Genomic DNA, 23,984 nt, shown 5'->3' with positions numbered 1-23,984 from the left:
CGCTGGTGGGGTGTCAGGCGCTCGTGGGCCGGGTGGTAGAAACGGGACAGCAGAGACTGGACCGTATGTTCGAGGGGGACCACACCGATGTCGCAGCCGCCGCAGGGCAGCCCGGGCGAGCAGGGCGGCTTCGGCGCCCCGTACGAACCACAGCCGGGTGTGTACGGAGACCCGGCGCAGCACGGGCCGCCGCCTCCCGGCCCGTACGGCTATCCGCAGCCGCCGACGCAGCCGGCCCCCCTGCCGTCCGGCGGACCCGGTGGACCCGGCCGCCCGTCCCGGGGCCGGGCCGCGGGGATCGTCGCCGCGGTGCTCGCCGGGGTGCTGGTCGTCGGGGCCGGTGTCTGGTTCGTCGTGGGCGGCGGTGACGACGCCGACGACAGGAAGCCCGTTGCCAAGGGCACGGAGAGCGGCGCCCCGAAGCAGTCGGACACCCCGCCGAGCCGGAAGGCGACGCCCGACCCCGGAGCCGCGGAGCTCAACAAGGGCCGCAAAGAGGGCGAGGCCCCCGTCCGCTGGATCCAGAAGAACGGCGTGGACCTGCCCGAGGGCGGTGACTCCGCCCTCGGGCCCTGGGTCGTCGGCGACACCGTGGCCAAGGCCATGTACCGCACCGCGTCCGCCTATTCACTGGCCGACGGCGCGCAGGAGTGGAGCCTGCGCCTGCCCTCCGACGTCTGCGCGGCACCCACACGGCCGACCGCCGACGGGAAGATCGTCATCGGACTCATGTCGGACACCACGGAGGAGGCGTTCTGCAACAGACTCCAGATGATCGATCTGGCCACCGGAAAGGCAGGCTGGACCGCTTCGTACGACCGCTCGGAAACCCAGGACGCGCTCTCCGACGTCGTCATGGCCGTCAACGGAGACGTCGTGACCGTGGGGCGGACCAGCCTCACCGACGCCTACCGGATCAGCGACGGCAAGCACCTGTGGGGCAAGCTCTCCGGCGGCAGCTGCCAGCCGTACGGCCTCACCAGCGGTGCCGTCCCGCTCGCCGCCGTCGACTGCCGCAAGGAGCCGATCGACCCGGCCGAGGAGGAGATACGGCGCATCGACCCGGCCACCGGCCGGACCGTGTGGACGTACAAGGTCAAGAAGGGCTGGAAGGTCGACCAGTTCTACTCCGTGGACCCGCCGGTCGTCTCCGTGCGCAAGGCCGGGGCGGAGTCGGAGTGGGCGGTCGTCCTGCTCGACAGCGACGGCACCTACCGCGCCCAGCCCCAGGCGGGCAACGAGGACTACGGCGTCCGGTGCGCCGACGACCTGCGCAACGAGGGCGGGAACCTGGACCACTGCATCGGGGCGGCGGCCGACGCGAGCACGTTCTACCTCGCCACGAAGGCCCCGGAGGACAGCGACGACAAGACCAACGCCGTCGTCGCCTTCGACAGGACCACCGGCAAGCGGAAGTGGAAGGTCGACGCGCCCGCCGGGCAGACACTGCTGCCGTTGCGCGTCGAGGGCGGCAAGGTGCTGATGTACCTGAGCCCGCCCGCGGCCGGGGTGAAGGGCGCGGGCGGCGGCATCATGGCGCTCGGGCCGCAGGGCGGACCCCTCCAGCCGGTGCTGCGGCACCCGGCGTCCGCCGCGGCGGCCGAGCGCACCTTCTACGACCCCCTGGTCCACTACGCCGACGGACGCTCCCTCCTCATGCACGGCTACGTCACCGGGCCCTCCGACAAGGAGGAGATGGAGCTGAAGACCATGATCGCCTTCGGCGACTGATCGTCGCCTCAAGCCGCAGAACGACCGTACGTGAGAACGAGAGGGCCACACTCGATGTCGCAGCCGCCGCAGGGCAGCCCTGGAGGGCAAGGCGGGTTCGGCGCCCCGTATGAGCCGCAGCCGGGGGTCTACGGAGACCCCACGATGCCGATGCCCCAGGCGCCCGGGTCCGGGTCCGGGGGACGCTCCCGGGGGCGGGTCGCCGCGCTCGTCGCCGCTGTGCTCGCCGGGGTGCTGGTCGTCGGGGCCGGTGTCTGGTTCGCCGTGGGCGACGGTGGCCCCACCGACGACAAGAAGCCCGTCGCGAAGGAGACCGCAGCGAAGGAGACCGCCGCTCCCGGGGAGTCGGGCCCCCCGGGTGAACGGTCGGTGACCCGGGCCCCCACAGCGGACGACCTCAACGCGCAGCGCAAGCCGGGCGACAGCCGGGTTCTCTTCGTCCAGAAGAACGAAGTGGACCTGCCCGGCGGGGGGACCGAGGTGTACGGCCCGTGGTTCGCCGGGGACCTCGTGACCAAGGCCGCGTACCGCACGGTGGCGGGCCATGCGGTGGCGGACGGGACGGAGAAGTGGAGCCTGCCCCTGGCCACCAGCGTCTGCGCCGCACCCACCCTGCCGACCACGGACGGGAAGATCGTCCTCGCGCTCCAAAGCGACACCTCGGAGGGCGCGACCTGCGACAGGCTCCAGATGGTCGACCTGGCGACGGGCAAGGCGGGCTGGAGCGCCCGGTTCCAGCGGATCGGCGTCTGGGACGGACTCTCGAAGGTCAACATGGCCGTCAACGGCGATGTCCTGACCGTCGGGCGCGTCGGCCGTACCGACGCCTTCCGGATCAGCGACGGCAAGCACCTGTGGGACGAACTGCCCGGGAACTGCCAGCCGTTCGGCTTCGCCAGCGGCCCCGTGCCGCTCGCCGCCACCAGCTGCCAGGAGGAGGGGCCCAACGACCACGCCGTGCAGCACGTGCGGCGCATCGACCCGGCCACCGGCCGCATCCAGTGGTCGTACAAGGTCAAGAAGGGCTGGAAGGTCGACCAGTTCTACTCCGTGGACCCGCCGGTGGTCTCCCTGCGGCAGGGGAGGGAGAAGTGGGGCATCCTGATCCTCGGCGACGACGGCACCCGCCGCAGCGCGCTGAGCGGCCCCGCAGCCGACAACTACGCCCCGACCTGCGGGTTCCAAGAGGCGGACCGCGGTCGGAATCTCGACGCCTGCCAGGGCGTCGCCGCCGATGACGACACGTTCTACATCGCCACCGAAGCCGTCGCGGACGGCGGCGACATCTCCAACGCCGTCGCCGCCTTCGCCCTGGAGACCGGCAAGCAGAAGTGGAAGGTCGAGGCCCCCGCCCGCCAGATCCTGATGCCCCTGCGGGTCGAGGACGGCAGGCTGCTGATGTACGTGAGCCCGGCCCGGGCCAAGGAGGAGGGCACGGGCAAGGGCGGCGGCATCCTCGCGCTCCCGTCGGGCGGCGGGGACCTGGAACCGGTGCTGCGGCACCCGGTCGCCGCGACCACGGTCGAGCGCACCTTCTCCCCGCCGCTGGTCGCCTACTCCGGCGGGCGGGCCGTGCTCGTCCAGCCACTCCTCAGCCGGGCCGACGACGAGCAGGAACAGGAGCAGGTGGTGATGCTCGGCTTCGGTGACTGACCGTCACCCCGGCCGGGGCGTAACGAGGGCATCACGACGCGGTTCTCCCTTGGGAACAGGGGGTGGACCGATCCGGTGTTCGATGGCGGGCGGGTGGTAGAAAGAAGCCCCGCTCGACTGTCGTAACACTGCGGAATCCATGACCGATTCGCTCCTTTCCGAGGGGAATTGACCCTCTCGGAATCGCGGGGGAGACCGAATCGACCACCGGACCGCACGAAGGGGGACGCGCTGATGAGCCAGCCGCCCAGCCAGCAACCGCCGCAGGGAGGCTTCGGGGCTCCGCAGGAGCAGCCGCAGGGGACTCCTCAGCCGCCACCGCCCCAGGACCTGCCGCCCGCCCAGCCGCCGCAGCCTCCGGCCGGAGCCCCGCAGCCCCCGGCCGGGCCGCCGCAGACCCCGCCCCCTGGCGCACCCCCGGCGTACGGCTATCCGCAGACGCCTCCGGGCGGCCAGCCCGGTTACGGCTACCCGCAGCAGCCCGGCCAGGGGCCCGGACCGTACGGCCAGCAGGCCCCGGGCCCGTACGGCCAGCAGCCCGGCCCCTACGGCCAGGAAGCCCCCGGTCCGTACGGCCAGGAAGCCCCCGGTCCGTACGGCCAGCAGGCCCCCGGTCCGTACGGCCAGCCGACGCAGCCCGGCTACGGCTACCCGCAGCAGCAGTACCCCGGCGCCCCCGCTCCCGGCGGTCCGGGCTCCGGCGGCGGGTTCCTCAAGGGGAAGACCGGCATCGTGGTCGCGGCGGCGCTCGCCGTGGTCCTGGCCGCCGGGGCGGGCGTCTGGTTCGTGGTGAGCGGCAGCGGCGACGACGACAAGAAGCCCGTCGCGGGCCAGAGCACCGGGCCCGCCGACCCCAAGGCCCCCAGCGGGTCCCCGACAGTCGACGAGGGCGACGGCAGCGGCGACGGCCGGGAGGCGAACGACGACCTCAACGCCGGGCGCAAGCCGGGCGAGGCCAAGGTCGCCTGGCTCCAGAAGAACGACATCGACCTGCCGCGCAACGGCTCCTCCGTCCACGGCCCCTGGTTCACCGGCGACCTGATCGTCAAGGCCATGTACCGGGGGGTCTCCGCCTACTCCGTCGCCGACGGCAAGCAGAAGTGGACCCTCCCGCTCCCCGCCGACGTGTGCGCCACGCCGAACACGCCCACCACCGACGGCAAGATCGTCATCGGGGTGAAGGACGGCACCACGGACAAGGCCAACTGCTCGCTTCTCCAGATGATCGACCTCAACACCGGCAAGGCCGGCTGGAAGAAGGAGATCAAGAAGAACGGCACCTGGGACTTCCTCTCGGACATCGGCCTGGCGATCAGCGGGGACACCGTCGCCGTCGGGCGCACCGGCAACTCCAACGCCTACCGCGTCAGCGACGGCAAGGAGCTCTTCGGCACCCCCGAAGGCAACTGCAAGCCCTACGCGTTCGCCGGCGGGTCGAAGCTCATCGCCGCGGTCAACTGCCGCACCGACGACGTCAAGAACCCGCAGCAGCAGGTCCAGGAACTGACCCCGGCCAGCGGCAAGCCCAAGTGGACGTACCAGCCGCCGCGCGGCTGGGAGATCAGCAAGGTCTACTCGGTCGACCCGCTCGTCGTCAGGCTCGACCACGACAAGAAGAAGCAGTGGGCGATCGCCGCGCTCACCGACAGCGGCAAGCTCCGCTCCCAGCTCTCGCCCGCCAAGGGCGACACCCTCACCGCCGACTGCGGGAGCGGCTTCGCGGTCTTCGGGAAGAAGCTCGAAGGGTGCAGCGGCATCGCCGCCGACGCCAACACCCTCTACATGGCGACGAAGGACGAAGGCAGCGGGTCCGCCCGGACGAACAAGGTCATCGCCTTCGACCTGAACACCGGCAAGCCCAAGTGGGAGGCTCCGGCCCCGGCCGGGCGCGTCCTGAAGCCGCTCCGCATGGAGGGCGGCGAGCTGGTGCTCTACATGCGGCCGAAGTACGACGCGAGCGGGGCGGTCGTGACGCTCGCGGCGACCGGCGGCAAGCCCAAGACGCTGCTTCAGCACCCCACGTCGACCGGTCGGATCGAGAACGGTTTCTTCTCGTCAAAGGTCGCCTACGAGGGCGGCCGCTCCTTCATCTTCAGCGAGCGCGTGAGCGCCAGCAACGACAAGGAAGAGCTGGAGCAGACGACGCTGCTGGTGTTCAGCAAGTGACGGCCCGCAACGGCATCTGAACGCGTCCGGCCCCCTCAGGGCCGGACGCCCCCCACTCCACTCGCCTTCCGCTTCTCCTGTTCTCCCGAGGTACGCACGCCATGACGCAGCCGCCCCAGCCGCCCCAGCCACCCAACGAGCCTTCGAACACTCCGAACCAGCCGCCTCAGCCGAACACGCCCCCGGCGCCGCCCGCAGGTCCGCCCGCCGGTGGTTTCGGTGCGCCGCAGGACCCGCCGCCCGGAGGGTTCGGCGAGCCGGCCCCGCCGCCCGCGGACCCGTACGCCAAGCAGCCGTCGGCCGCCCCGCCGGCCCCGCCCGCCGGGGGCTACGGCACCCCGCAGCCGCCTCCGCAGGGCGGCTACCCCACCCCGCCCGCACCGCAGCCCAACGGCTACGGCTACCCGCAGGAGCCCCAGCCCCCGCAGCCCGGCTACGGCTACCCGCAGGGCCTTGGAGGCCAGCCCGGTCAGCCCGGTCATCCTGGTCAGCCCGGTCATCCCGGGATGCCGCAGCAGGGCTACGGCTACCCGACCCAGCCCATGTACGGCGCCCCGCAGCCCGGCGCGGGTGACGGCAGCGGCGGTGGCGGCAAGAAGTTCAGCACCCAGATGCAGATCATCCTCGCCGCGGCCGTCGCCGTGGTGCTGATCATCGGCGCGGGCCTCATCTACGCCAACACCGGCGGCGACGACAAGGACGGCGGCAACAACCAGGCCTCCTCGTCCGGCAGTGAGGGCAAGGGCGGCGAAGGCAAGGGCGGCGAGGGCGGCGAGGGCGGCGGCCTGGCGGGCGGTGACGAGAAGGCGCCCGCCAACACCAAGGCCAAGGTCGCCTTCCAGGTCCCCGAGCCGAAGGTCACCGAGGTCACCTCGGTCAAGGGCTCCTGGCTCACCGACAAGGCGTACGTCAAGAGCGGCGTCAGCGAGGTCACGGCCTACGACGCGGACAAGGGGACCAAGCTCTGGACCCTGCCGCTGGCGGGCGAGGTCTGCGCCGCGTCCCGGCACATGAGCAAGGACTACAAGACGGCCATCGTCTTCGAGGAGTCCAAAGCCACCAAGGAGAACAAGTACCCCTCCTGCAACCAGGTCGGTGTCATCGACCTGAACACCGGCAAGCTGCTGTGGAGCAAGGGCATCACGGCCGCCACCGGCGGTGACAAGGAGATCCGCTTCGAGGAGGTGACGATCAGCGGGACCACCGTCGCCGCGGCCGGCACCCGGGGCGGCGCGGCCTTCAAGCTGGACAACGGCGCCGAGCTCTGGAAGCCGAAGGTCGGCGCGGACGGCTGCTACGACACCGGTTACGCGGGCGGCGAGGCCCTCGCCGTGGTCCGCAAGTGCGGCTCGTACGACAGCCCGCAGCTCACCATCCAGGCGCTGAACCCGACGACCGGTGCGCCGCTGTCCTCGTACCAGATGCCCGAGGGCGTCGACTACGCGTCCATCGTCTCCACCAAGCCGCTGGTGGTCGCGGCCGACGTCGGCGACACCGCCGGTGACGGCAGCAGCATCTCCGACTTCTTCTCGATCGACGCGGCGACCGGCAAGCTGATCGTGCGCATCTCCGCCGACGCGGACCTGTACGCGGCGCGCTGCGGCGCCACCGACGTCGAGAGCTGCCAGCACATGGCCGTCGGCAACAACAGGCTCTACCTGCCGACCGAGGAGCACGACGGCACCGGGGAGTACGGCAAGACCAACGAGATCGTCGCCTTCGACCTGAAGACCGGCAAGCTGCTGGGCGGCCGCGCGGACGCCGGTGACCGCTACACCCTGGTCCCGCTCCGGATGGACGGCACCAACATCATCGCGTACAAGGAGCCCCCGTACGACAAGGGCGGCCAGATCGTCTCCATCGACGGCGAGACCTTCAAGGAGACGCTGCTGATGGAGAACCCGAGCGACGAGGCGGTCCGGTCCGCGGAGAGCCGGTTCACCACCGACCACTCCGAGGTCCTCTACTCCCAGGGCCGGCTCTTCAAGTCCAGGATGCTCATCAGCGAGCGCAGCGGCAGCGACCTCGACCGGAAGCTCTACCTCGTGCTCGCCTTCCGCGCGGAGTGATCTCCCGTCCCTCCCGCGGCCGTTCCTGAGGGCGCGGCGCACCGATCAGGGCCCCGCCGGTCGATCATCGACCGGCGGGGCCGATCGTTTTCCGCCCTCGTGGTGATCGCCGGAACTCGGTCAACGGGCCCCGAATAGAGCAGAATTCGGCATTCTGGGGGGCTTCTCCCCGGTAAGGGCCGCGCAGCGCCGAACAAGCGTGTAGCTTGCCGGGTCAGGAGGCCGGGGGGCCGCCGACCGGGGCGTAAAAGGGCACTTGGGGGCTTGATCGATGGGCGTGCGGCTCATGGTGGTCGACGATCACCGACTGCTCGCCGAGGCACTCGCCTCGGCGCTGAAACTGCGCGGGCACCGGGTGATCGCCGCCGCCGCTCCCACGTCCGGGGCGGCGGAGCTGGTGGTCAGCCGGGCTCCGGAGGTCTGCCTCTTCGGTACGGCCACGCCCGCCGCCCCGGGCGTCTTCGACCCGATCGCGCGGATCGGCCAGGAGCGCCCGCAGGTGGCGGTGGTGGTCCTCGGGCCGGTGCCCAGCCCGCGCGGCATCGCCGCCGCGTTCGCCGCCGGGGCCGCCGGGTACGTCCGGCACGACGAGCGCATCGAGGGCGTGGAGCGCGCCATGCTCAAGGCGCGGGCGGGGGAGAGCGCCATCGCCCCCCAACTGCTGCGGGGTGCCTTCGCCGAGCTGCTCAACCCCGCGGAGCAGCCCGACGACGAGGGGCGGCGGCTGCTGCGGATGCTCACCCCGCGCGAGGCGGAGGTCCTGGTCCGGGTCGCCGATGGCGAGGACACCCGGCTGATCGCGGCCGGGATGGACATCGCCCCGAGCACCGCCCGCACCCATGTCCAGCGGGTCCTGATGAAGCTGGGGGTCGGCTCCCGGCTGGAGGCGGCCGCCCTCGCGGCCCGTACGGGCCTGCTGGAGCGGGCGGCGGGCAACGGCTACGCACCGCAGGGGCCGTGCGCCCCAGGGCGGGACGGGTGACGTAGGGACCCCTGACCGGGACCGTCGCGCCCCGCCGAGCGGGAGCGCGACCTCCGTGGAGTGCCGGACCATTGACCGTGGTGTTTGATTGTGATTTGTTGTGTGCGCTTATGTTGGTTGGGGGAGTGGGTGGAGGACCCTGGTGAAGAAGACGGTTACGACGCTCGCCGACGGCCGTGAGCTGATCTACTACGACTCCGCCGACGGCATCGTCCGCGACGCTGTCGACCGCCGCCCCCTCGACGCCGTCTCGACCTCGTCCGAGATCCGCCGCGACCCGCTGCTCGGGGACTCCGTCGCCGTCGCCTCGCACCGGCAGGCCCGCACCTACCACCCGCCCGCCGACGCCTGCCCGCTCTGCCCCACCCGGGACGGGCGGCTCAGCGAGATCCCCGACAGCCACTACGACGTGGCCGTCTTCGAGAACCGCTTCCCCTCCCTCGCCGGGGACTCCGGCCGCTGCGAGGTCGTCTGCTTCACCTCCGACCACGACGCGTCCTTCGCCGACCTCACCGAGGAGCAGGCCGCCCTCGTCCTCGCCGCCTGGACCGACCGCACCGCCGAGCTGGGCGCCCTCGACCAGGTCACCCAGGTCTTCTGCTTCGAGAACCGGGGCGCCGAGATCGGCGTCACCCTCGGCCACCCGCACGGCCAGATCTACGGCTACCCCTTCGTCACCCCGCGCACCGAGCTGATGCTCCGCTCGGCCGCCCGCCACCGCGAGGGGACCGGCCGCAACCTCTTCGACGACGTGGTCGCCCGCGAGGAGAAGGACGGCAGCCGCGTCGTCCTCGCCACCGACCACTGGATCGCCCACGTCCCGTACGCGGCGCACTGGCCCTACGAGGTCCACCTCCACCCCCGCCGCCGCGTCCCCGACCTGCCCGCACTCGACGAGGCGGCGCGGACAGAGTTCCCACAGGTCTATCTGGAACTGTTGAGGCGCTTCGACCGGATCTTCGGCCCCGGCGAGCCGCCGACCCCGTACGTCTCCGCCTGGCACCAGGCGCCGTTCGGAGTCCCCGGACGGGAGGACTTCGCCCTGCATCTGGAGCTTTTCACCATTCGCCGCACCTCCGGCAAGCTGAAGTTCCTCGCGGGTTCCGAATCCGGCATGAGTGTGTTCATCAACGACGTGCCGCCGGAAGCCGCGGCCCAGCGACTGCGAGAGGTAGCGAGCAAGTGAGCAACCCCCAGACCGTGAGCGACCCGAAGAAGTACCTGGTCACCGGCGGCGCCGGATACGTCGGCAGCGTCGTCGCCCAGCACCTGTTGGAGGCCGGGCACACCGTGACCGTCCTGGACGACCTCTCCACCGGCTTCCGCGCGGGCGTCCCGGCCGGGGCCGCGTTCATCGAGGGCCGCATCCAGGACGCCGCCCGCCACCTGGACCCCTCCTACGACGGCGTCCTCCACTTCGCCGCGTACTCCCAGGTCGGCGAGTCCGTCGTCGATCCGGAGAAGTACTGGGTCAACAACGTCGGCGGCACCACCGCCCTCCTCGCCGCGATGCGCGAACACGGCGTGCGCACCCTCGTCTTCTCCTCCACCGCCGCCACCTACGGCGAACCGGTCTCCAGCCCCATCACCGAGACCGACCCCACCGCCCCCACCAGTCCCTACGGCGCCTCCAAGCTCGCCGTCGACCACATGATCAGCGGCGAGGCCACCGCCCACGGACTGGCCGCCGTCTCCCTGCGCTACTTCAACGTCGCCGGGGCGTACGGCAGTTGCGGCGAACGCCATGCCCCCGAGACCCACCTCATCCCGCTCGTCCTCCAAGTGGCCCTGGGGCGGCGCGAGTCGATCTCCGTCTACGGCGACGACTACCCCACCCCCGACGGCACCTGCGTCCGCGACTACATCCACGTCGCCGACCTCGCCGAGGCCCACCTCCTCGCCCTGGACGCGGCGGCCCCCGGCGAGCACCTCATCTGCAACCTCGGCAACGGCAACGGCTTCTCGGTCCGCGAGGTCATCGAGACCGTCCGCAAGGTCACCGGCCACCCGATCCCCGAGACCCCGGCCCCCCGCCGCGGCGGGGACCCGGCCGTCCTCGTCGCCTCCGCCGCCACCGCCGTCGAGCGGCTCGGCTGGCAGCCCTCCCGCGCCGACCTGGCCGGAATCGTCGCCGACGCCTGGGAGTTCGCCCGCCGCGAGGAGCCCACCACCCCATGACCGCGACCGTCCAGCAGACCGGCCCCGACCCCGCCGCCATCTTCACCGAGCTGTACGGGTATGAACCCCACGGCGTTTGGTCGGCACCCGGACGGGTGAACCTCATCGGCGAGTACACCGACTTCAACGACGGCTTCGTCCTGCCGCTCGCCCTCCCGCACGCCACCCGCGCCGCCGTCTCCGCCCGCACCGACGGCGTCCTGCGGCTGCACTCCGGCGACGTGCCCGGCGGCGTCGTCTCCCTGCGCGTCGAGGAGCTGGCCCCGCACTCCGGCCACGGCTGGGCCGCCTACCCCGCCGGCGTCGCCTGGGCGCTGCGCGCGGCGGGCCACCCGGTCACCGGTGCGGACATCGCCCTGACCTCCACCGTCCCCACCGGCGCCGGGCTCTCCTCCTCCGCCGCCCTGGAGACCGTCACCGCGTTCGCCCTGAACGACCTGTTCCAGCTCGGCCTCAGCGGGCCCGAACTCGCCGTCGTCGGCCGCCGCGCCGAGAACGACTTCGTGGGCGTGCCCTGCGGGATCATGGACCAGATGGCGTCCGCCTGCTGCACCGAGGGCCACGCTCTCCACCTGGACACCCGGGACCTCTCGCTGCGCCAGGTCCCCTTCGACCCGGCCGCCCAGGGCCTGACGCTCCTGGTCGTCGACACCCGGGTCAAGCACGCCCTCGGTGACGGGGCGTACGCGGAGCGACGGGCCGGCTGCGAGGAGGGCGCCCGGCTCCTCGGGATACCCGCCCTGCGGGACCTCCCGTACGCATCGCTCGACGCGGCGCTCACCACCCTCGCCGGTGCCGGGGCGGACGAGTCCGTCATCCGATACGTGCGCCATGTCGTCGGCGACAACCACCGTGTCGAGCAGGTCATCGCACTGCTCGACGCGGGCGACGTCCGCGCCGCGGGCCCGGTCCTGAACGAGGGCCACCGCTCGCTCCGTGACGACCTGCGGGTCTCCTGCCCGGAGTTGGACCTCGTGGTCGCGGCGGCGAACGAGGCCGGGGCGCTCGGGGCGCGGATGACCGGTGGCGGTTTCGGCGGCTCGGCGGTCGTCCTGGTGGAGGCCGCGGCGGCCGGTGCGGTCGCCGAGGTCGTCACGAAGGCGTTCGCGGCGGCCGGACACGCGGCCCCCGGCGTCTTCGCCGGCGCCCCCTCGGCGGGCGCGCGCCGCCTGCGATGAGCCGGGGTGCTCCCGTGCTCACAGACGCTTGGTGAGCATGAACTCGGTGACGCCGGGCGGGTAGTCCTCGACCCGGCCGATCTCCTCGTACCCCTGCTTCCGGTAGAAGTCCGGGGCCTGGAAGTCCCAGGTCTCCAGCCGGGATCGGGTGCAGGCGCGCTCGGTGCGGGCCGTCCGCTCGGCCTCGGCGAGCAGCCGCGCACCGAGGCCCGAACCCCGGTGCGGGGCGTCGACCCAGAGCAGGTCGACATGGAGCCAGTACGCCCAGGTCCGCCCGGTCAGCCCGCCCGCGACACCCCCGTGCTCGTCCAACGCCCAGACCTCCAGCGGTACTTCGTGCTCGACCGAGGTGCTGAGCAGAGCGCGCAGACCGGCCGAGGCCGCGACGTTGTCCTCGTGCAGACGCCCGCTCAGCAGAATGCGACGTTCTTTGTCTACTTCTGTCTCAAGACGGAACATGCAGCACACCCTAAGACCCACCGGGTACGGCCAGTTCCGCGAATCGCCCTCCCCCTGGGGCCCCCGCCCGTACGCTGATCCCAGCACCGGTGGGGGCCGGTGCTGAGATCAGGGGGCGAGAGAGTCGGGTACGGCGCCCGGAGCGGGGCAGGCAGGCGGTGTGACGGCGGCGGCCGTCGGCAGCGTGGGCCGGCCCGGAGGTTCCGGACGCCGTACCCGCAGCTGTCCGCCCCCGCTGATGGGGGTGTCTGTGGCTCGAATCCGGGTTCTGGTGGTCGACGACCACCGCATCTTCGCCGAGTCGCTCGCGGCGGCCCTGGCCGCCGAACCGGACGTGGACGTGTCCGCGGCGGGCAACGGCCCGGCCGCGCTGCGCGCGCTGGAGCGAGCGGCCGCCGAGGGGCGCGCGTACGACGTGATGCTGGTCGACGCCGAGCTGGGCGCCCTGACGCCCGACGGCGCGCCCGCCGTCGCCGTGCCCGCGCCCCGGCAGGGCGAGCCGGGCCTCGTCGACGGCATCTCGCTGGTGGCGGGGGTCCGTTCGGGGCGCCCCGCCGTACGGTCGGTGGTGCTCGCCGAGAAGGACGACCCGCGGTGCGCCGCCCGGGCGCTCCAGGCCGGGGCCTCGGGCTGGGTGGCCAAGGACTGCTCGCTGCAACGGCTGCTCGCGGTGATACGGGGGGTGCTGCGCGACGAGACGCATCTGCCGCCCGCCCTGCTCACCGGCGTCCTGCGGGAGCTGACCGCCGCCCGTAAGCACCGCACCGAGAGCGAACGGCTGGTGGAGTCGCTGACGCCCCGGGAACGCGAGGTGCTGCGCTGCATGGTGGCGGGGCTCGGGAGGAAGGCGGTCGCCGAGCTGCTGTTCCTGTCCCCGCACACCGTCCGCACCCATATGCAGAACGTGCTGGGCAAGCTCGGGGTGCACTCGACGCTGGCCGCGGTCGCGCTGGCCCGCCGGGCGGGGGTCGGCCCCGCCGATCCGGCAACGCCCCGGCTAGCCGGGGATGTTGTCGAACGGGGCGGTCAACTGGCGCAGTAGCCCGGCCAGTTCGCCCCGCTGCTGGCGGGAGAGCTCACCGAGGATCGCCCGCTCCTGGTCGAGCAGCCCGGCCAGCGACTGATCGGCCTTGTCGCGCCCCTCGGCCGTGAGCCGGACGAGGACGCCGCGGCGGTCGCTCGGGTCGGGCAGTCGCTCGACGAGGTTCTTCTTGGTGAGGCGGTCGATCCGGTTGGTCATCGTGCCCGAGGTGACCAGCGTCTGGGTGAGGAGCTGCCCGGGGGAGAGCTGATATGGGGGTCCCGCCCGGCGCAGCGAGGTGAGCACGTCGAACTCCCACGGCTCCAGATTGTGCTCGGCGAAGGCTATGCGTCGGGCCCGGTCGAGGTGGCGTGCCAGACGGGAGACGCGACTGAGCACCTCGAGTGGTTCCACGTCGAGGTCGGGGCGCTCTCGGCGCCATGCAGCGACCAGTCGGTCGACCTCGTCCTCCATGTCGATCAGTGTAGAGGGTCTGTCGACATGAAGTCTCTTGAATTCAAGTGTCTTGACATCAAGAGATTGTCGGCCTGATCCTGATGCCCATGACCACACCTGACAGCCCCACCTGGGATCCGCAGCAGTACCTGCGTCACGCGGACCACCGCACCCGCCCCTTCCACGACCTGCTGGCCCGGATCGGTGACCTCCCCGGCCACCCCGCGCCCCGCATCGCCGACCTCGGCTGCGGCGCGGGCAACGTCACCGCGCTCCTCGCGGACCGCTGGCCGAGCGCCCGCATCACCGGCTACGACAACTCCCCGCAGATGCTCGCCGAGGCCGCCGCCCACGCCCGGCCGCCCCTGCTCGACTTCGCCGAGGCCGACGCCACCACCTGGACGCCCACCGAGACGTACGGCCTGATCGTCTCCACCTCGGCCCTCCAGTGGATTCCCGGCCACGCCGATCTCTTCCCGCGCTGGCTGGACGCCCTCACCCCCGGCGGCACCCTCGCCTTCCAGCTCCCCGGCAACTTCGCCGCCCCCAGCCACGCCCTCCTGGCCCAGCTCCGCGAGTCCGACCGCTGGCGCCCCCGCCTCCACGGCACCGGCGACCGCAGCGCCGCCGCCCTGGAGCCCGTCGACTACCTCACCCGCCTGCGGGATCTCGGCTGCACGGCCGACGTCTGGGAGACCACCTACCTCCAGACCCTCCACGGCGACGACGCGGTCCTCGACTGGGTCAAGGGCACCGCCCTGCGCCCCGTCCTCACCGCCCTGGCCGACGACCCCGAGGCCCGCGACGCGTTCGTCACCGAATACCGCGACCTGCTCCGCGAGGCGTACCCGCCGGGCCCGTACGGCACGGTCTTCCCGTTCCGCCGTATCTTCGCCGTCGCCCGCAAGGAGAAGTGATGCCCGTATCCGCCGGCCTCGCCGCCGTCGACCACGTACAGCTCGCCGCCCCGCCCGGCTCCGAGGACGCCCTGCGCGCCTTCTACACCGACGCCCTCGGCATGACCGAGATCCCGAAACCCCCGGTGCTCGCCGCCCGCGGCGGCTGCTGGTTCGCCTCCGGCCCCATCCAGCTCCACCTGGGCGTCGAGGAGGACTTCCACCCCGCGAAGAAGGCCCACCCGGGCCTGCGCGTGACGGGTATCGCGGAGTACGCGGCCCGCCTGGAGGCCCACGGCGTCGAGGTCACGTGGGACGACGACCTCCCCGGCCACCGCCGCTTCTACGCCCAGGACCCGGTCGGCAACCGCCTGGAGTTCCTGGAGCCCGACGTGTAACCGAAGGGCCCTACAGCTCCTTGAGCGCGTCCCCTGAGATGTCGATGTCCACGGGGAACGGCACACCCGTCTTCAGCCGGTCATGATGGATGCCGGTCAGCGCGTACGCCTTCGTCACCGGGTCCAGCTCGTAGACCCGCACGACGGGGTGCTGGTCGGTGCCGGTCATCTCCACCAGCCAGAAGTGCGGGATGCCGGCGGTCGCGTACTTGTGCGGCTTGGCCTCGCGGTCGCGGGCCTCGGAGTCGGGGGAGACGACCTCCACGGCGAGGAGGACGTCGGCGGCGGCGTACGACGTCTGCTCCATCCCCTTTCCGTCAGCCTCGCTGCGAACGACGGAGACATCCGGCTCCGGCCCGTTGCGCCGGTCCAGCACCACGGTCATCTCGCGGCGGACCTTCACCTCCGGCGGTGCTGTACTGCGCAGCCCTACCACCAGCAGATCGATCACCATGCTGTGGAACTTGCGCTGCGGACTCGCGAAAACCAGGCTCCCGTCGATCAGCTCTGTGTGCGGCGGGAGACCGGGCAGCGTGAACAGATCGTCCACGGTGTATCCGTCCTGCGGGGGCACCGGCCAGCGGGAGCTGTGCGCGGTGGTCGGCTCGGCGGTCATGGTTCCTCCCATGGACGAACCCTCTGCCCTGCCGACCACACTACGGCGGGAGATCCACAGCCGTCATCACAACGGGTGACGAGCCGCGAAACAGCGACGGGACCAGCCCTCACCGGAACGCGGTCAGCTCTTCCGGTGCCCTATCAGCCGCGGCTTCGCCTCCAGGTTCTCCAGCCCGTGCCAGCACAGGTTCACCAGATGCGCGGCCACCTCCGCCTTCTTCGGCTTGCGCACGTCCAGCCACCACTGGCCCGTCAGCGCCACCATCCCCACCAGCGCCTGCGCGTACAGCGGGGCCAGCTTCGGATCAAAACCCCGGGCCTTGAACTCCAGCCCCAGGATGTCCTCCACCTGCGTGGCGATATCACTGATCAGCGACGCGAACGTGCCCGTCGACTGCGCCACCGGCGAATCCCGCACCAGAATCCGGAAACCGTCCGTGTACGACTCGATGTAGTCCAGCAACGCGAACGCCGCCTGCTCCAGCAGCTCCCGGGGATGCCCCGCCGTCAGCGCCCCCGTCACCATGTCCAGCAGCTGCCGCATCTCGCGGTCGACCACCACGGCGTACAGGCCCTCCTTGCCGCCGAAGTGCTCGTACACCACCGGCTTGGACACCCCGGCGCGCGCCGCGATCTCCTCCACCGACGTGCCCTCGAAGCCCTTGTCGGCGAAGAGTGCGCGCCCGATGTCCAGCAGCTGTTCGCGGCGCTCCTTACCGGTCATCCGGACCCGGCGGGTCCGGCGGGTGGAGGAAGTCCTGCTCTTCGCGCTGCTCGTGCTGCCGTCGGTCGCCACGTCGTCAATCATGCCGCGTCGGCCGGAACGGACCTGCGCCGGGAGTCGATACGTGCGGCGTCCGGCCACCGCACGTCGTACGCCCAGCCCAGCTTCTCGAACCAGCGGATCAGCCGGGCGCTGGAGTCGATCTGCCCCCGCATCACCCCGTGCCGGGCACTCGTCGGGTCCGCGTGGTGCAGGTTGTGCCAGGACTCGCCGCACGACAGCACCGCCAGCCACCACACGTTCCCCGACCGGTCACGCGACTTGAAGGGGCGCTTGCCGACCGCGTGGCAGATCGAGTTGATCGACCACGTCACGTGGTGCAGCAGCGCGACCCGCACCAGCGAACCCCAGAAGAACGCCGTCGCCGCACCCCACCACGACATCGTCACCAGCCCCCCGACCAGCGGCGGAATCGCCAGCGAGACGATCGTGAAGGTCAAGAAGTGGCGCGAGACGGCCCGGATCGCCGGGTCCTTGATCAGATCGGGGGCGTACTTCTGCTGCGGAGTCTGCTCCTCGTCGAACATCCAGGCGATGTGCGCCCACCACAGCCCCTTCATCAGAGCCGACAGGGTCTCCCCGAACCGCCACGGCGAATGCGGGTCGCCCTCCGCGTCCGAGAACCGGTGATGCTTGCGGTGATCGGCCACCCACCGCACCAAGGGCCCCTCCACCGCCAGCGAACCCGCCACCGCCAGCGCGATCCGCAACGGCCGCTTCGCCTTGAACGCACCATGCGTGAAATACCGGTGGAAACCGACCGTGATGCCATGGCAGCCGATGAAATACATCGCCACCATCAGCCCGATGTCCAGCCAGCTCACCCCCCACCCCCACGACATCGGCACCGCCGCGACCAGGGCCAGGAACGGCACCACGATGAACACCAGCAGCGCGAACTGCTCGATCGACCCCTTCCTGTCCCCACCGAGCGTGGCGGGCGGAAGGGCGGAAACGGCAAGTGATGGATCGGTCTCGTCGATCACATCGGGAGTGCTCGGCATAACGGAGGTCCCCCGGAGGGTGAGGAAGCAGTACACGGACCGCCGTGGCTACGGTTCCGTAACCTACGGCTTGGTAAGTATGGCAGTGACGGGCCCCACAACACGAGAACCCGGTCCAGCCCGTCACCGGCGGTATCCCAGGCCCTCCGCGGGGTAGGGCACCCCTGCCGACGGCGTTCGCCCCCGCCCACCAGGGCAGCGGACACGCCGTCTGCGACGACACCTATCCTGGGAGGGTCGGACAGCGCGGTCCGCACCCGCTCGTCGGGGCGTGGCGACAGCACCGCTGCCAGCCGCCGGGCCCCGGACCCCGCCCACCCGTCCCCACCACCACCCACGTGGGCGACGGCGAAGCGAACGCACCTCCTCATTTCACTGCAAGGAGCCGCACACTGTGAGCAGTGCCGACCAGACCCCTGCCGCCAGCACCGCCCTGCGCGCCGACATCCGCCGCCTCGGCGACCTGCTCGGCGAGACCCTCGTACGCCAGGAGGGCCAGGAACTCCTCGACCTCGTCGAACGGGTACGCGCCCTGACCCGCACCGACGGCGAAGCAGCGGCCGCACTCCTCGGCGACACGGACCTGGAGACCGCCGCACAACTCGTGCGCGCCTTCTCCACCTACTTCCACCTCGCCAACGTCACCGAGCAGGTCCACCGCGCCCACGAGATGCGCGACCGCCGCTCGGCCGAGGGCGGCCTGCTGGCCCGCACCGCCGACCGGCTCAAGGACGCCGACCCCGAGCACCTGCGCGAGACGGTCAAGAACCTCAACGTCCGGCCCGTCTTCACCGCACACCCCACCGAGGCCGCCCGCCGCTCCGTCCTCAACAAGCTCCGCCGCATCGCGGCCCTCCTGGAGACCCCGGCCATCGAGGCCGACCGCCGCCGCCTGGACCTCCGCCTCGCCGAGAACATCGACCTCATCTGGCAGACCGACGAACTCCGCGTCGTCCGCCCGGAGCCCGCCGACGAGGCCCGCAACGCCATCTACTACCTCGACGAACTCCACGCCAACGCCGTCGGCGACGTCCTCGAAGACCTCGCCGCCGAGCTCGAACGCGTCGGCGTCGAACTCCCCGCCGGCACCCGCCCCCTCACCTTCGGCACCTGGATCGGCGGCGACCGCGACGGCAACCCCAACGTGACGCCCGCCGTCACCTGGGACGTCCTGATCCTCCAGCACGAGCACGGCATCACCGACGCACTCGAACTCATCGACCACCTCCGCGGCCTCCTCTCCAACTCCATCCGCTACGCCGGAGCCACCGAGGAACTCCTCACCTCCCTCCAGGCCGACCTGGAACGCCTCCCCGAGATCAGCCCCCGCTACAAGCGGCTGAACGCCGAGGAGCCCTACCGCCTCAAGGCCACCTGCATCCGCCAGAAGCTCGTCAACACCCGCGAGCGCCTCGCCAAGGGCACCCCCCACCGCCCCGGCTGCGACTACCTCGGCACCGCCGAGCTCCTCGCCGACCTGGAACTCATCCAGACCTCCCTGCGCGAACACCGCGGCGGACTCTTCGCCGACGGCCACATGGACCGCACCATCCGCACGCTGGCAGCCTTCGGCCTCCAGCTCGCCACCATGGACGTCCGCGAACACGCCGACGCCCACCACCACGCCCTCGGCCAGCTCTTCGACCGGCTCGGCGAGGAATCCTGGCGCTACGCCGACATGCCCCGCGACTACCGGCAGAAGCTCCTCGCCAAGGAACTGCGCTCCCGCCGGCCGCTGACCCCCACCCCCGCCCCCCTCGACGCGGCGGGCCAGAAGACCCTCGGCGTCTTCCACACCATCAAGGAAGCCTTCGAGCGCTTCGGCCCCGAAGTCATCGAGTCCTACATCATCTCCATGTGCCAGGGCGCCGACGACGTCTTCGCCGCCGCCGTCCTCGCCCGCGAAGCCGGACTCGTCGACCTCCACGCCGGCTGGGCCAAGATCGGCATCGTCCCGCTCCTGGAAACCACCGACGAGCTCCGCGCCGCCGACGTCATCCTCGACGAAATGCTCGCCGACCCCTCCTACCGCCGCCTCGTATCCCTGCGCGGCGACGTCCAGGAGGTCATGCTCGGCTACAGCGACTCCTCCAAGTTCGGCGGCATCACCACCTCCCAGTGGGAAATCCACCGCGCCCAGCGCCGCCTGCGCGACGTCGCCCACCGCTACGGCGTACGCCTGCGCCTCTTCCACGGCCGCGGCGGCACCGTCGGCCGCGGCGGCGGCCCCTCCCACGACGCGATCCTCGCCCAGCCCTGGGGCACGCTGGAAGGCGAGATCAAGGTCACCGAACAGGGCGAGGTCATCTCCGACAAGTACCTCATCCCCGCCCTCGCCCGCGAGAACCTGGAACTGACCGTCGCGGCCACCCTCCAGGCCTCAGCCCTGCACACGGCACCCCGCCAGTCCGACGAGGCCCTCGCCCGCTGGGACGCGGCCATGGACACCGTCTCCGACGCGGCCCACGCCGCCTACCGCAAGCTCGTCCAGGACCCCGACCTCCCGGCGTACTTCCTCGCCTCCACCCCGGTGGACCAGCTCGCCGACCTGCACCTGGGCTCGCGGCCCTCCCGCCGCCCCGGCTCCGGCGTCTCGCTCGACGGCCTGCGCGCCATCCCCTGGGTCTTCGGCTGGACCCAGTCCCGCCAGATCGTCCCCGGCTGGTACGGCGTCGGCTCCGGCCTCAAGGCCCTGCGCGAAGCCGGACTCGACACCGTCCTCGACGAGATGCACGAGCAGTGGCACTTCTTCCAGAACTTCCTCTCCAACGTCGAGATGACGCTCGCCAAGACCGACCTGCGCATCGCCCGGCACTACGTCGACACGCTCGTCCCCGACGAGCTGAAGCACGTCTTCGACGCCATCGAGGCCGAGCACGCCCTCACCGTGCAGGAAGTCCTGCGCATCACCGGCGGTGAGAAGCTGCTCGACACCAACCCGGTGCTCCAGCAGACCTTCTCCATCCGCGACGCCTACCTGGACCCGATCTCCTACCTCCAGGTCTCCCTGCTCGACCGCCAGCGGCAGGCCGCCGAGCGCGGCGACGAGCCCGACCCGCTCCTCGCCCGCGCCCTGCTGCTCACCGTCAACGGCGTCGCGGCAGGTCTGCGCAACACCGGCTGACGCCACCCGCACGGGAACGCCAGGCCGACCGGGGCGGCCCTGCTACAGCGCGACGAACGTCGCCACCAGCAGGGCCGCCCCCGCCGTTCCGACCCCCCACGCCGTACGCACCATCCGCAACCCGCCGCCGATCACGAACCCCGCCAGCACCATCGCCCCGCCCAACGGCATCCAGGCATGCAGAAAGCCCGGCACCCCCGTGCGGACCACCGCATCGGAACCGGGCCTCACCACCACGGGGAAACGATCCCCCTCACCCGCCGCCACCGACCGCTCCACCGTCACCCGCGCCCGCGCCGACGACGTGGCATCCGGCTCGTACCGCCCGGCGCACAGTTCCTCACCGCACTCCGTCACCGTCACCGTGCCGTGCTCACGGCCCTTGGCCAGAACGATGTGATGCGCGGTGTCCCACGACGACCACGCACCCGCGACCAGCAGCACCACGGCAACCAGCCCCATGGCGACCCGACGGCCCACGAGCGCCGCACGCCGGGAAGAGCTCCGTTCCATGGGGGCAGATCCTTGGCCAGGCGTCGTCCCCAGGTCAACCTATGGCCGAAAAATGCCCCAGCAGCGAGGGAAATGTCAGGGGATCTGCACGGTGGGAGAGCGGCACACGACGACAGAGCCGCGCATGGCGGGAGAACACCGCACGACGACAGCGCCGCACACGACGCCAGAGCCGCACACGACGACGCTCAGGAGTTGTACGCGCTCTGCGCCCGCTCCAGCCCCTCCGCCAACAGACACTCCACCGCATCCGCCGACCGGTCCACCAGAAACGCCAACTCCTTGCGCTCCACCGAACCAAAATCCTTCAGCACGAAATCCGCCACCTGCATCCGCCCCGGCGGCCGCCCGATCCCGAACCGCACCCGGTGATAATCCGGCCCCATCGCCTTCGTCATCGACTTCAGCCCGTTGTGCCCGTTGTCACCGCCACCCAGCTTCAGCCGCAGCATCCCGAAATCGACATCCAGCTCGTCATGGACCGCCACCACATGATCCGTCGGCACCTTGTAGAAATCCCGCAACGCCGAAACCGGCCCACCCGACAGATTCATGTACGACATCGGCTTCACCAGAATCACCCGACGGCTCGCCGGCCCCGGCGGACCGATCCGCCCCTCCACCACCTGCGCCTGCGCCTTCTGCGCCCGCTTGAACTTCCCGCCGATCCGCTCCGCGAGCAGATCGGCGACCATGAACCCGACGTTGTGCCGGTTCGCCGCATAGTCGGGACCCGGATTGCCCAGGCCCACGATGAGCCAGGGGTCGTTGGCGTCGGACATCAGCGCTCGGTCTCCTCACAAGCCGGGGGATCACAGGGAAACGGGGCGGCGGCTCCCCCGGAAGGGAACCACCACCCCGTCAGTCAAGCAGGTGGAACGGGAGCGGCGAGGCTCAGGCCTCCGCGCCCTCGGCCGCGGCGGCCTGCTCAGCGGTCGGCTCCTCGGCCTGCGCGGCGACGACCTGGAGCACGACGGCGTCCTCGTCACCGGCCAGCGTGGAACCCTTCGGCAGCGCGATGTCCTTGGCGAGGATCGAGTCACCGGCGTCCAGGCCCGCGACGGAGACCGTCACGGACTCGGGGATGTGGGTGGCCTCGGCCTCGACGAGCAGCGTGTTCAGCACGTACTCAAGCAGGTTGGCACCCGGCGCCAGGTCGCCCTCGGCGTGCACCGCGATCTCGACGTTGACCTTCTCGCCGCGCTTCACGGTCAGCAGGTCGACGTGCTCGATGGTGCCCTTGAGGGGGTGACGCTGCACAGCCTTCGGGATGACCAGCGCGTCCTTGCCGTCGATCTCCAGACCGATGAGCACGTTCGCCGTACGCAGCGCGAGCAGCAGGTCGTGACCCGGCAGCGTGACGTGGACCGGCTCGGCACCGTGGCCGTAGACAACACCGGGAACCTGGTTGGCACGACGGATACGGCGGGCAGCGCCCTTGCCGAACTCGGTACGGACCTCAGTGGCGAGCTTGATCTCAGCCATGATTGCACTCCTCGTCAGGTGGGTGAGCCGTCAGGCGACGGAACACGAACGGTCACCCGGCCCACGACAGGCCTGCTACGAAGAGCGCGTCGATAACGGACCGCCGTACACACAGGTACGGCCTCCCTCGCCGAGCAACTCCGTGAGTCTACCCGGCCGGGAGGCCGCACCCAAAGTGGATCAATAACGGACCGGCGTCAGAGCACTCGGCCCCACCCCTCGAACTCAGCCCTGCTCCTCGAAGAGGCTCGTCACCGAACCGTCCTCGAACACCTCACGCACCGCGCGCGCGATCGTCGGGGCGATCGACAGCACCGTGATCTTGTCGAGCTCCAGCTCACCCGGCGTCGGCAGGGTGTCCGTGAACACGAACTCGCTCACCTTCGAGTTCTTCAACCGGTCAGCCGCCGGACCCGACAGCACACCGTGCGTCGCCGTCACGATGACGTCCTCCGCACCGTGCGCGAACAGCGCGTCCGCCGCGGCACAGATCGTGCCACCCGTGTCGATCATGTCGTCGACCAGCACACACACCCGGCCCTCGACGTTGCCCACGACCTCATGCACCGAGACCTGGTTCGGCACGTCCTTGTCACGGCGCTTGTGCACGATCGCCAGCGGCGCGTCCAGCCGGTCGCACCAGCGGTCGGCGACCCGCACCCGGCCCGCGTCCGGTGACACGACCGTCAGCTTCGTACGATCGACCTTCGCGCCCACGTAGTCCGCCAGGATCGGCAGCGCGAACAGGTGGTCCACCGGGCCGTCGAAGAAGCCCTGGATCTGGTCCGTGTGCAGATCGACGGTGAGAATCCGGTCCGCACCCGCCGTCTTCATCAGGTCCGCCACCAGCCGGGCCGAGATCGGCTCACGGCCCTTGTGCTTCTTGTCCTGACGGGCATACCCGTAGAACGGCACGATCACCGTGATGGAGCGGGCCGACGCGCGCTTCAGCGCGTCCAGCATGATCAGCTGCTCCATGATCCACTTGTTGATCGGAGCCGTGTGGCTCTGGATCAGGAAGCAGTCCGCGCCACGTGCCGACTCCTGGAAGCGCACGTAGATCTCACCGTTGGCGAAGTCGAAGGCCTTCGTCGGCACGAGACCGACTCCCAGCTTATGGGCGACCTCCTCGGCAAGCTCGGGGTGGGCGCGGCCGGAGAAGAGCATCAGTTTCTTCTCGCCGGTCGTCTTGATCCCGGTCACAGCACAGTCTCCTCAGACGTGTATCTGGCGCTGCACGCATAGGTCCCGATGTGCAACGAGCCAGCC

The 23,984-nt window shown here is 71.1% G+C and carries 21 protein-coding genes; 12 read left to right on the top strand and 9 right to left on the bottom strand.

Translation table 11 applies throughout. From position 1 onward, the window contains the following. Positions 1 to 87: 87 nt before the first annotated feature. From RI138_RS12085 to galK, 8 genes are all read left to right on the top strand, one after another. Positions 88 to 1,731 (top strand): outer membrane protein assembly factor BamB family protein, encoded by a 1,644-nt coding sequence (locus tag RI138_RS12085; protein WP_311119918.1) that lies wholly within the window; start codon positions 88 to 90, stop codon positions 1,729 to 1,731. A 144-nt stretch (positions 1,732 to 1,875) separates the two neighbouring features. Next, entirely contained in the window at positions 1,876 to 3,384 is a 1,509-nt protein-coding gene (locus RI138_RS12080) for an outer membrane protein assembly factor BamB family protein (protein ID WP_311119917.1), read from the top strand. 234 nt (positions 3,385 to 3,618) lie between these two features. Then, entirely contained in the window at positions 3,619 to 5,550 is a 1,932-nt protein-coding gene (locus RI138_RS12075) for an outer membrane protein assembly factor BamB family protein (protein WP_311119916.1), read from the top strand. Between the two features lie 101 nt (positions 5,551 to 5,651). After that, positions 5,652 to 7,619 (top strand): outer membrane protein assembly factor BamB family protein, encoded by a 1,968-nt coding sequence (locus RI138_RS12070; RefSeq protein ID WP_311119915.1) that lies wholly within the window; start codon positions 5,652 to 5,654, stop codon positions 7,617 to 7,619. Positions 7,620 to 7,890: 271 nt separating this feature from the next. Then, positions 7,891 to 8,601, top strand: a complete 711-nt coding sequence (locus tag RI138_RS12065; protein WP_311119914.1) for a helix-turn-helix transcriptional regulator — start codon at positions 7,891 to 7,893, stop codon at positions 8,599 to 8,601. 142 nt (positions 8,602 to 8,743) lie between these two features. Continuing rightward, on the top strand, positions 8,744 to 9,787 hold the full coding sequence (gene galT, locus RI138_RS12060; RefSeq protein ID WP_311119913.1) for a galactose-1-phosphate uridylyltransferase: 1,044 nt from the start codon (positions 8,744 to 8,746) through the stop codon (positions 9,785 to 9,787). A gap of 14 nt (positions 9,788 to 9,801) precedes the next feature. Beyond that, the gene (galE, locus tag RI138_RS12055; RefSeq protein ID WP_398864257.1) at positions 9,802 to 10,779 is read left to right on the top strand and encodes a UDP-glucose 4-epimerase GalE; all 978 of its coding nucleotides are present in this window, start codon (positions 9,802 to 9,804) and stop codon (positions 10,777 to 10,779) included. Then, on the top strand, positions 10,776 to 11,957 hold the full coding sequence (gene galK / locus RI138_RS12050; protein ID WP_311119911.1) for a galactokinase: 1,182 nt from the start codon (positions 10,776 to 10,778) through the stop codon (positions 11,955 to 11,957). The genes galE and galK overlap by 4 nt, the downstream gene beginning before the upstream one ends. An 18-nt stretch (positions 11,958 to 11,975) precedes the next feature. Here the strand turns inward: galK and RI138_RS12045 are convergent, their stop codons facing one another. Then, complete coding sequence (locus RI138_RS12045; protein WP_311119910.1) at positions 11,976 to 12,416, bottom strand: GNAT family N-acetyltransferase; 441 nt, start codon at positions 12,414 to 12,416, stop codon at positions 11,976 to 11,978. Positions 12,417 to 12,666: 250 nt separating this feature from the next. Here RI138_RS12045 and RI138_RS12040 point away from each other — a divergent pair, with 250 nt between their 5' ends. Next, positions 12,667 to 13,458, top strand: coding sequence for a response regulator transcription factor (locus tag RI138_RS12040; protein ID WP_311122864.1), 792 nt, complete (start codon positions 12,667 to 12,669; stop codon positions 13,456 to 13,458). Here RI138_RS12040 and RI138_RS12035 read toward each other — a convergent pair. Beyond that, positions 13,414 to 13,911, bottom strand: coding sequence for a MarR family winged helix-turn-helix transcriptional regulator (locus RI138_RS12035; RefSeq protein ID WP_096630798.1), 498 nt, complete (start codon positions 13,909 to 13,911; stop codon positions 13,414 to 13,416). The genes RI138_RS12040 and RI138_RS12035 overlap by 45 nt on opposite strands. Positions 13,912 to 14,000: 89 nt before the next feature. On the opposite strand from RI138_RS12035, the gene RI138_RS12030 reads away from it, so the two are divergent. Then, positions 14,001 to 14,810, top strand: coding sequence for a trans-aconitate 2-methyltransferase (locus RI138_RS12030; protein WP_311119909.1), 810 nt, complete (start codon positions 14,001 to 14,003; stop codon positions 14,808 to 14,810). Next, a complete protein-coding gene (locus tag RI138_RS12025) occupies positions 14,810 to 15,187 on the top strand; it encodes a VOC family protein (protein ID WP_311119908.1) in 378 nt (125 codons plus the stop codon). Before RI138_RS12030 ends, RI138_RS12025 begins: the two co-directional genes overlap by 1 nt. 10 nt (positions 15,188 to 15,197) lie before the next feature. Here the strand turns inward: RI138_RS12025 and RI138_RS12020 are convergent, their stop codons facing one another. The 3 genes from RI138_RS12020 to RI138_RS12010 all read right to left on the bottom strand — a co-directional run bounded on the left by RI138_RS12020 (position 15,198) and on the right by RI138_RS12010 (position 17,593). Then, on the bottom strand, positions 15,198 to 15,803 hold the full coding sequence (locus RI138_RS12020; RefSeq protein ID WP_311119907.1) for a Uma2 family endonuclease: 606 nt from the start codon (positions 15,801 to 15,803) through the stop codon (positions 15,198 to 15,200). Between the two features lie 123 nt (positions 15,804 to 15,926). Further along, positions 15,927 to 16,613 (bottom strand): TetR/AcrR family transcriptional regulator, encoded by a 687-nt coding sequence (locus RI138_RS12015; protein ID WP_096630806.1) that lies wholly within the window; start codon positions 16,611 to 16,613, stop codon positions 15,927 to 15,929. Further along, entirely contained in the window at positions 16,610 to 17,593 is a 984-nt protein-coding gene (locus RI138_RS12010) for an acyl-CoA desaturase (RefSeq protein WP_311119906.1), read from the bottom strand. Before RI138_RS12010 ends, RI138_RS12015 begins: the two co-directional genes overlap by 4 nt. A 394-nt stretch (positions 17,594 to 17,987) precedes the next feature. Here RI138_RS12010 and ppc point away from each other — a divergent pair, with 394 nt between their 5' ends. Beyond that, positions 17,988 to 20,717, top strand: a complete 2,730-nt coding sequence (ppc, locus tag RI138_RS12005; protein ID WP_096630793.1) for a phosphoenolpyruvate carboxylase — start codon at positions 17,988 to 17,990, stop codon at positions 20,715 to 20,717. A gap of 42 nt (positions 20,718 to 20,759) precedes the next feature. On the opposite strand, the gene RI138_RS12000 is transcribed toward ppc, so the two are convergent. From RI138_RS12000 to RI138_RS11985, 4 genes are all read right to left on the bottom strand, one after another. Beyond that, positions 20,760 to 21,230, bottom strand: a complete 471-nt coding sequence (locus RI138_RS12000) for a hypothetical protein (protein WP_311119905.1) — start codon at positions 21,228 to 21,230, stop codon at positions 20,760 to 20,762. Positions 21,231 to 21,418: 188 nt separating this feature from the next. Continuing rightward, entirely contained in the window at positions 21,419 to 22,012 is a 594-nt protein-coding gene (gene pth, locus RI138_RS11995) for an aminoacyl-tRNA hydrolase (RefSeq protein WP_096630790.1), read from the bottom strand. 112 nt (positions 22,013 to 22,124) lie between these two features. Beyond that, positions 22,125 to 22,715 (bottom strand): 50S ribosomal protein L25/general stress protein Ctc, encoded by a 591-nt coding sequence (locus tag RI138_RS11990; RefSeq protein WP_096630789.1) that lies wholly within the window; start codon positions 22,713 to 22,715, stop codon positions 22,125 to 22,127. Between the two features lie 225 nt (positions 22,716 to 22,940). Next, a complete protein-coding gene (locus RI138_RS11985; RefSeq protein WP_096630787.1) occupies positions 22,941 to 23,918 on the bottom strand; it encodes a ribose-phosphate diphosphokinase in 978 nt (325 codons plus the stop codon). Positions 23,919 to 23,984: the final 66 nt, after the last annotated feature.

Origin of the sequence: Streptomyces durocortorensis, assembly GCF_031760065.1 — a bacterium.
Lineage (GTDB): Bacteria > Actinomycetota > Actinomycetes > Streptomycetales > Streptomycetaceae > Streptomyces.
The sequence above is the reverse complement of the archived record's forward strand: the minus strand, read 5'-3'. Positions and strand labels throughout refer to the sequence as shown.

Bases quoted from the DNA above. Each gene is read 5' to 3' on its own strand.
- RI138_RS12035 (WP_096630798.1), bottom strand. From the start codon at position 13,911: ATGGAGGACGAGGTCGACCGACTGGTCGCTGCATGGCGCCGAGAGCGC.
- RI138_RS12075 (WP_311119916.1), top strand. From the start codon at position 3,619: ATGAGCCAGCCGCCCAGCCAGCAACCGCCGCAGGGAGGCTTCGGGGCT.
- pth (WP_096630790.1), bottom strand. From the start codon at position 22,012: ATGTCCGACGCCAACGACCCCTGGCTCATCGTGGGCCTGGGCAATCCG.
- galK (WP_311119911.1), top strand. From the start codon at position 10,776: ATGACCGCGACCGTCCAGCAGACCGGCCCCGACCCCGCCGCCATCTTC.
- RI138_RS12020 (WP_311119907.1), bottom strand. From the start codon at position 15,803: ATGACCGCCGAGCCGACCACCGCGCACAGCTCCCGCTGGCCGGTGCCC.
- RI138_RS12025 (WP_311119908.1), top strand. From the start codon at position 14,810: ATGCCCGTATCCGCCGGCCTCGCCGCCGTCGACCACGTACAGCTCGCC.
- RI138_RS12030 (WP_311119909.1), top strand. From the start codon at position 14,001: ATGACCACACCTGACAGCCCCACCTGGGATCCGCAGCAGTACCTGCGT.
- RI138_RS12015 (WP_096630806.1), bottom strand. From the start codon at position 16,613: ATGATTGACGACGTGGCGACCGACGGCAGCACGAGCAGCGCGAAGAGC.
- RI138_RS12085 (WP_311119918.1), top strand. From the start codon at position 88: ATGTCGCAGCCGCCGCAGGGCAGCCCGGGCGAGCAGGGCGGCTTCGGC.
- RI138_RS12000 (WP_311119905.1), bottom strand. From the start codon at position 21,230: ATGGAACGGAGCTCTTCCCGGCGTGCGGCGCTCGTGGGCCGTCGGGTC.
- RI138_RS11990 (WP_096630789.1), bottom strand. From the start codon at position 22,715: ATGGCTGAGATCAAGCTCGCCACTGAGGTCCGTACCGAGTTCGGCAAG.
- RI138_RS12080 (WP_311119917.1), top strand. From the start codon at position 1,876: ATGCCGATGCCCCAGGCGCCCGGGTCCGGGTCCGGGGGACGCTCCCGG.
- RI138_RS12045 (WP_311119910.1), bottom strand. From the start codon at position 12,416: ATGTTCCGTCTTGAGACAGAAGTAGACAAAGAACGTCGCATTCTGCTG.
- RI138_RS12010 (WP_311119906.1), bottom strand. From the start codon at position 17,593: ATGCCGAGCACTCCCGATGTGATCGACGAGACCGATCCATCACTTGCC.
- RI138_RS12070 (WP_311119915.1), top strand. From the start codon at position 5,652: ATGACGCAGCCGCCCCAGCCGCCCCAGCCACCCAACGAGCCTTCGAAC.
- RI138_RS12065 (WP_311119914.1), top strand. From the start codon at position 7,891: ATGGGCGTGCGGCTCATGGTGGTCGACGATCACCGACTGCTCGCCGAG.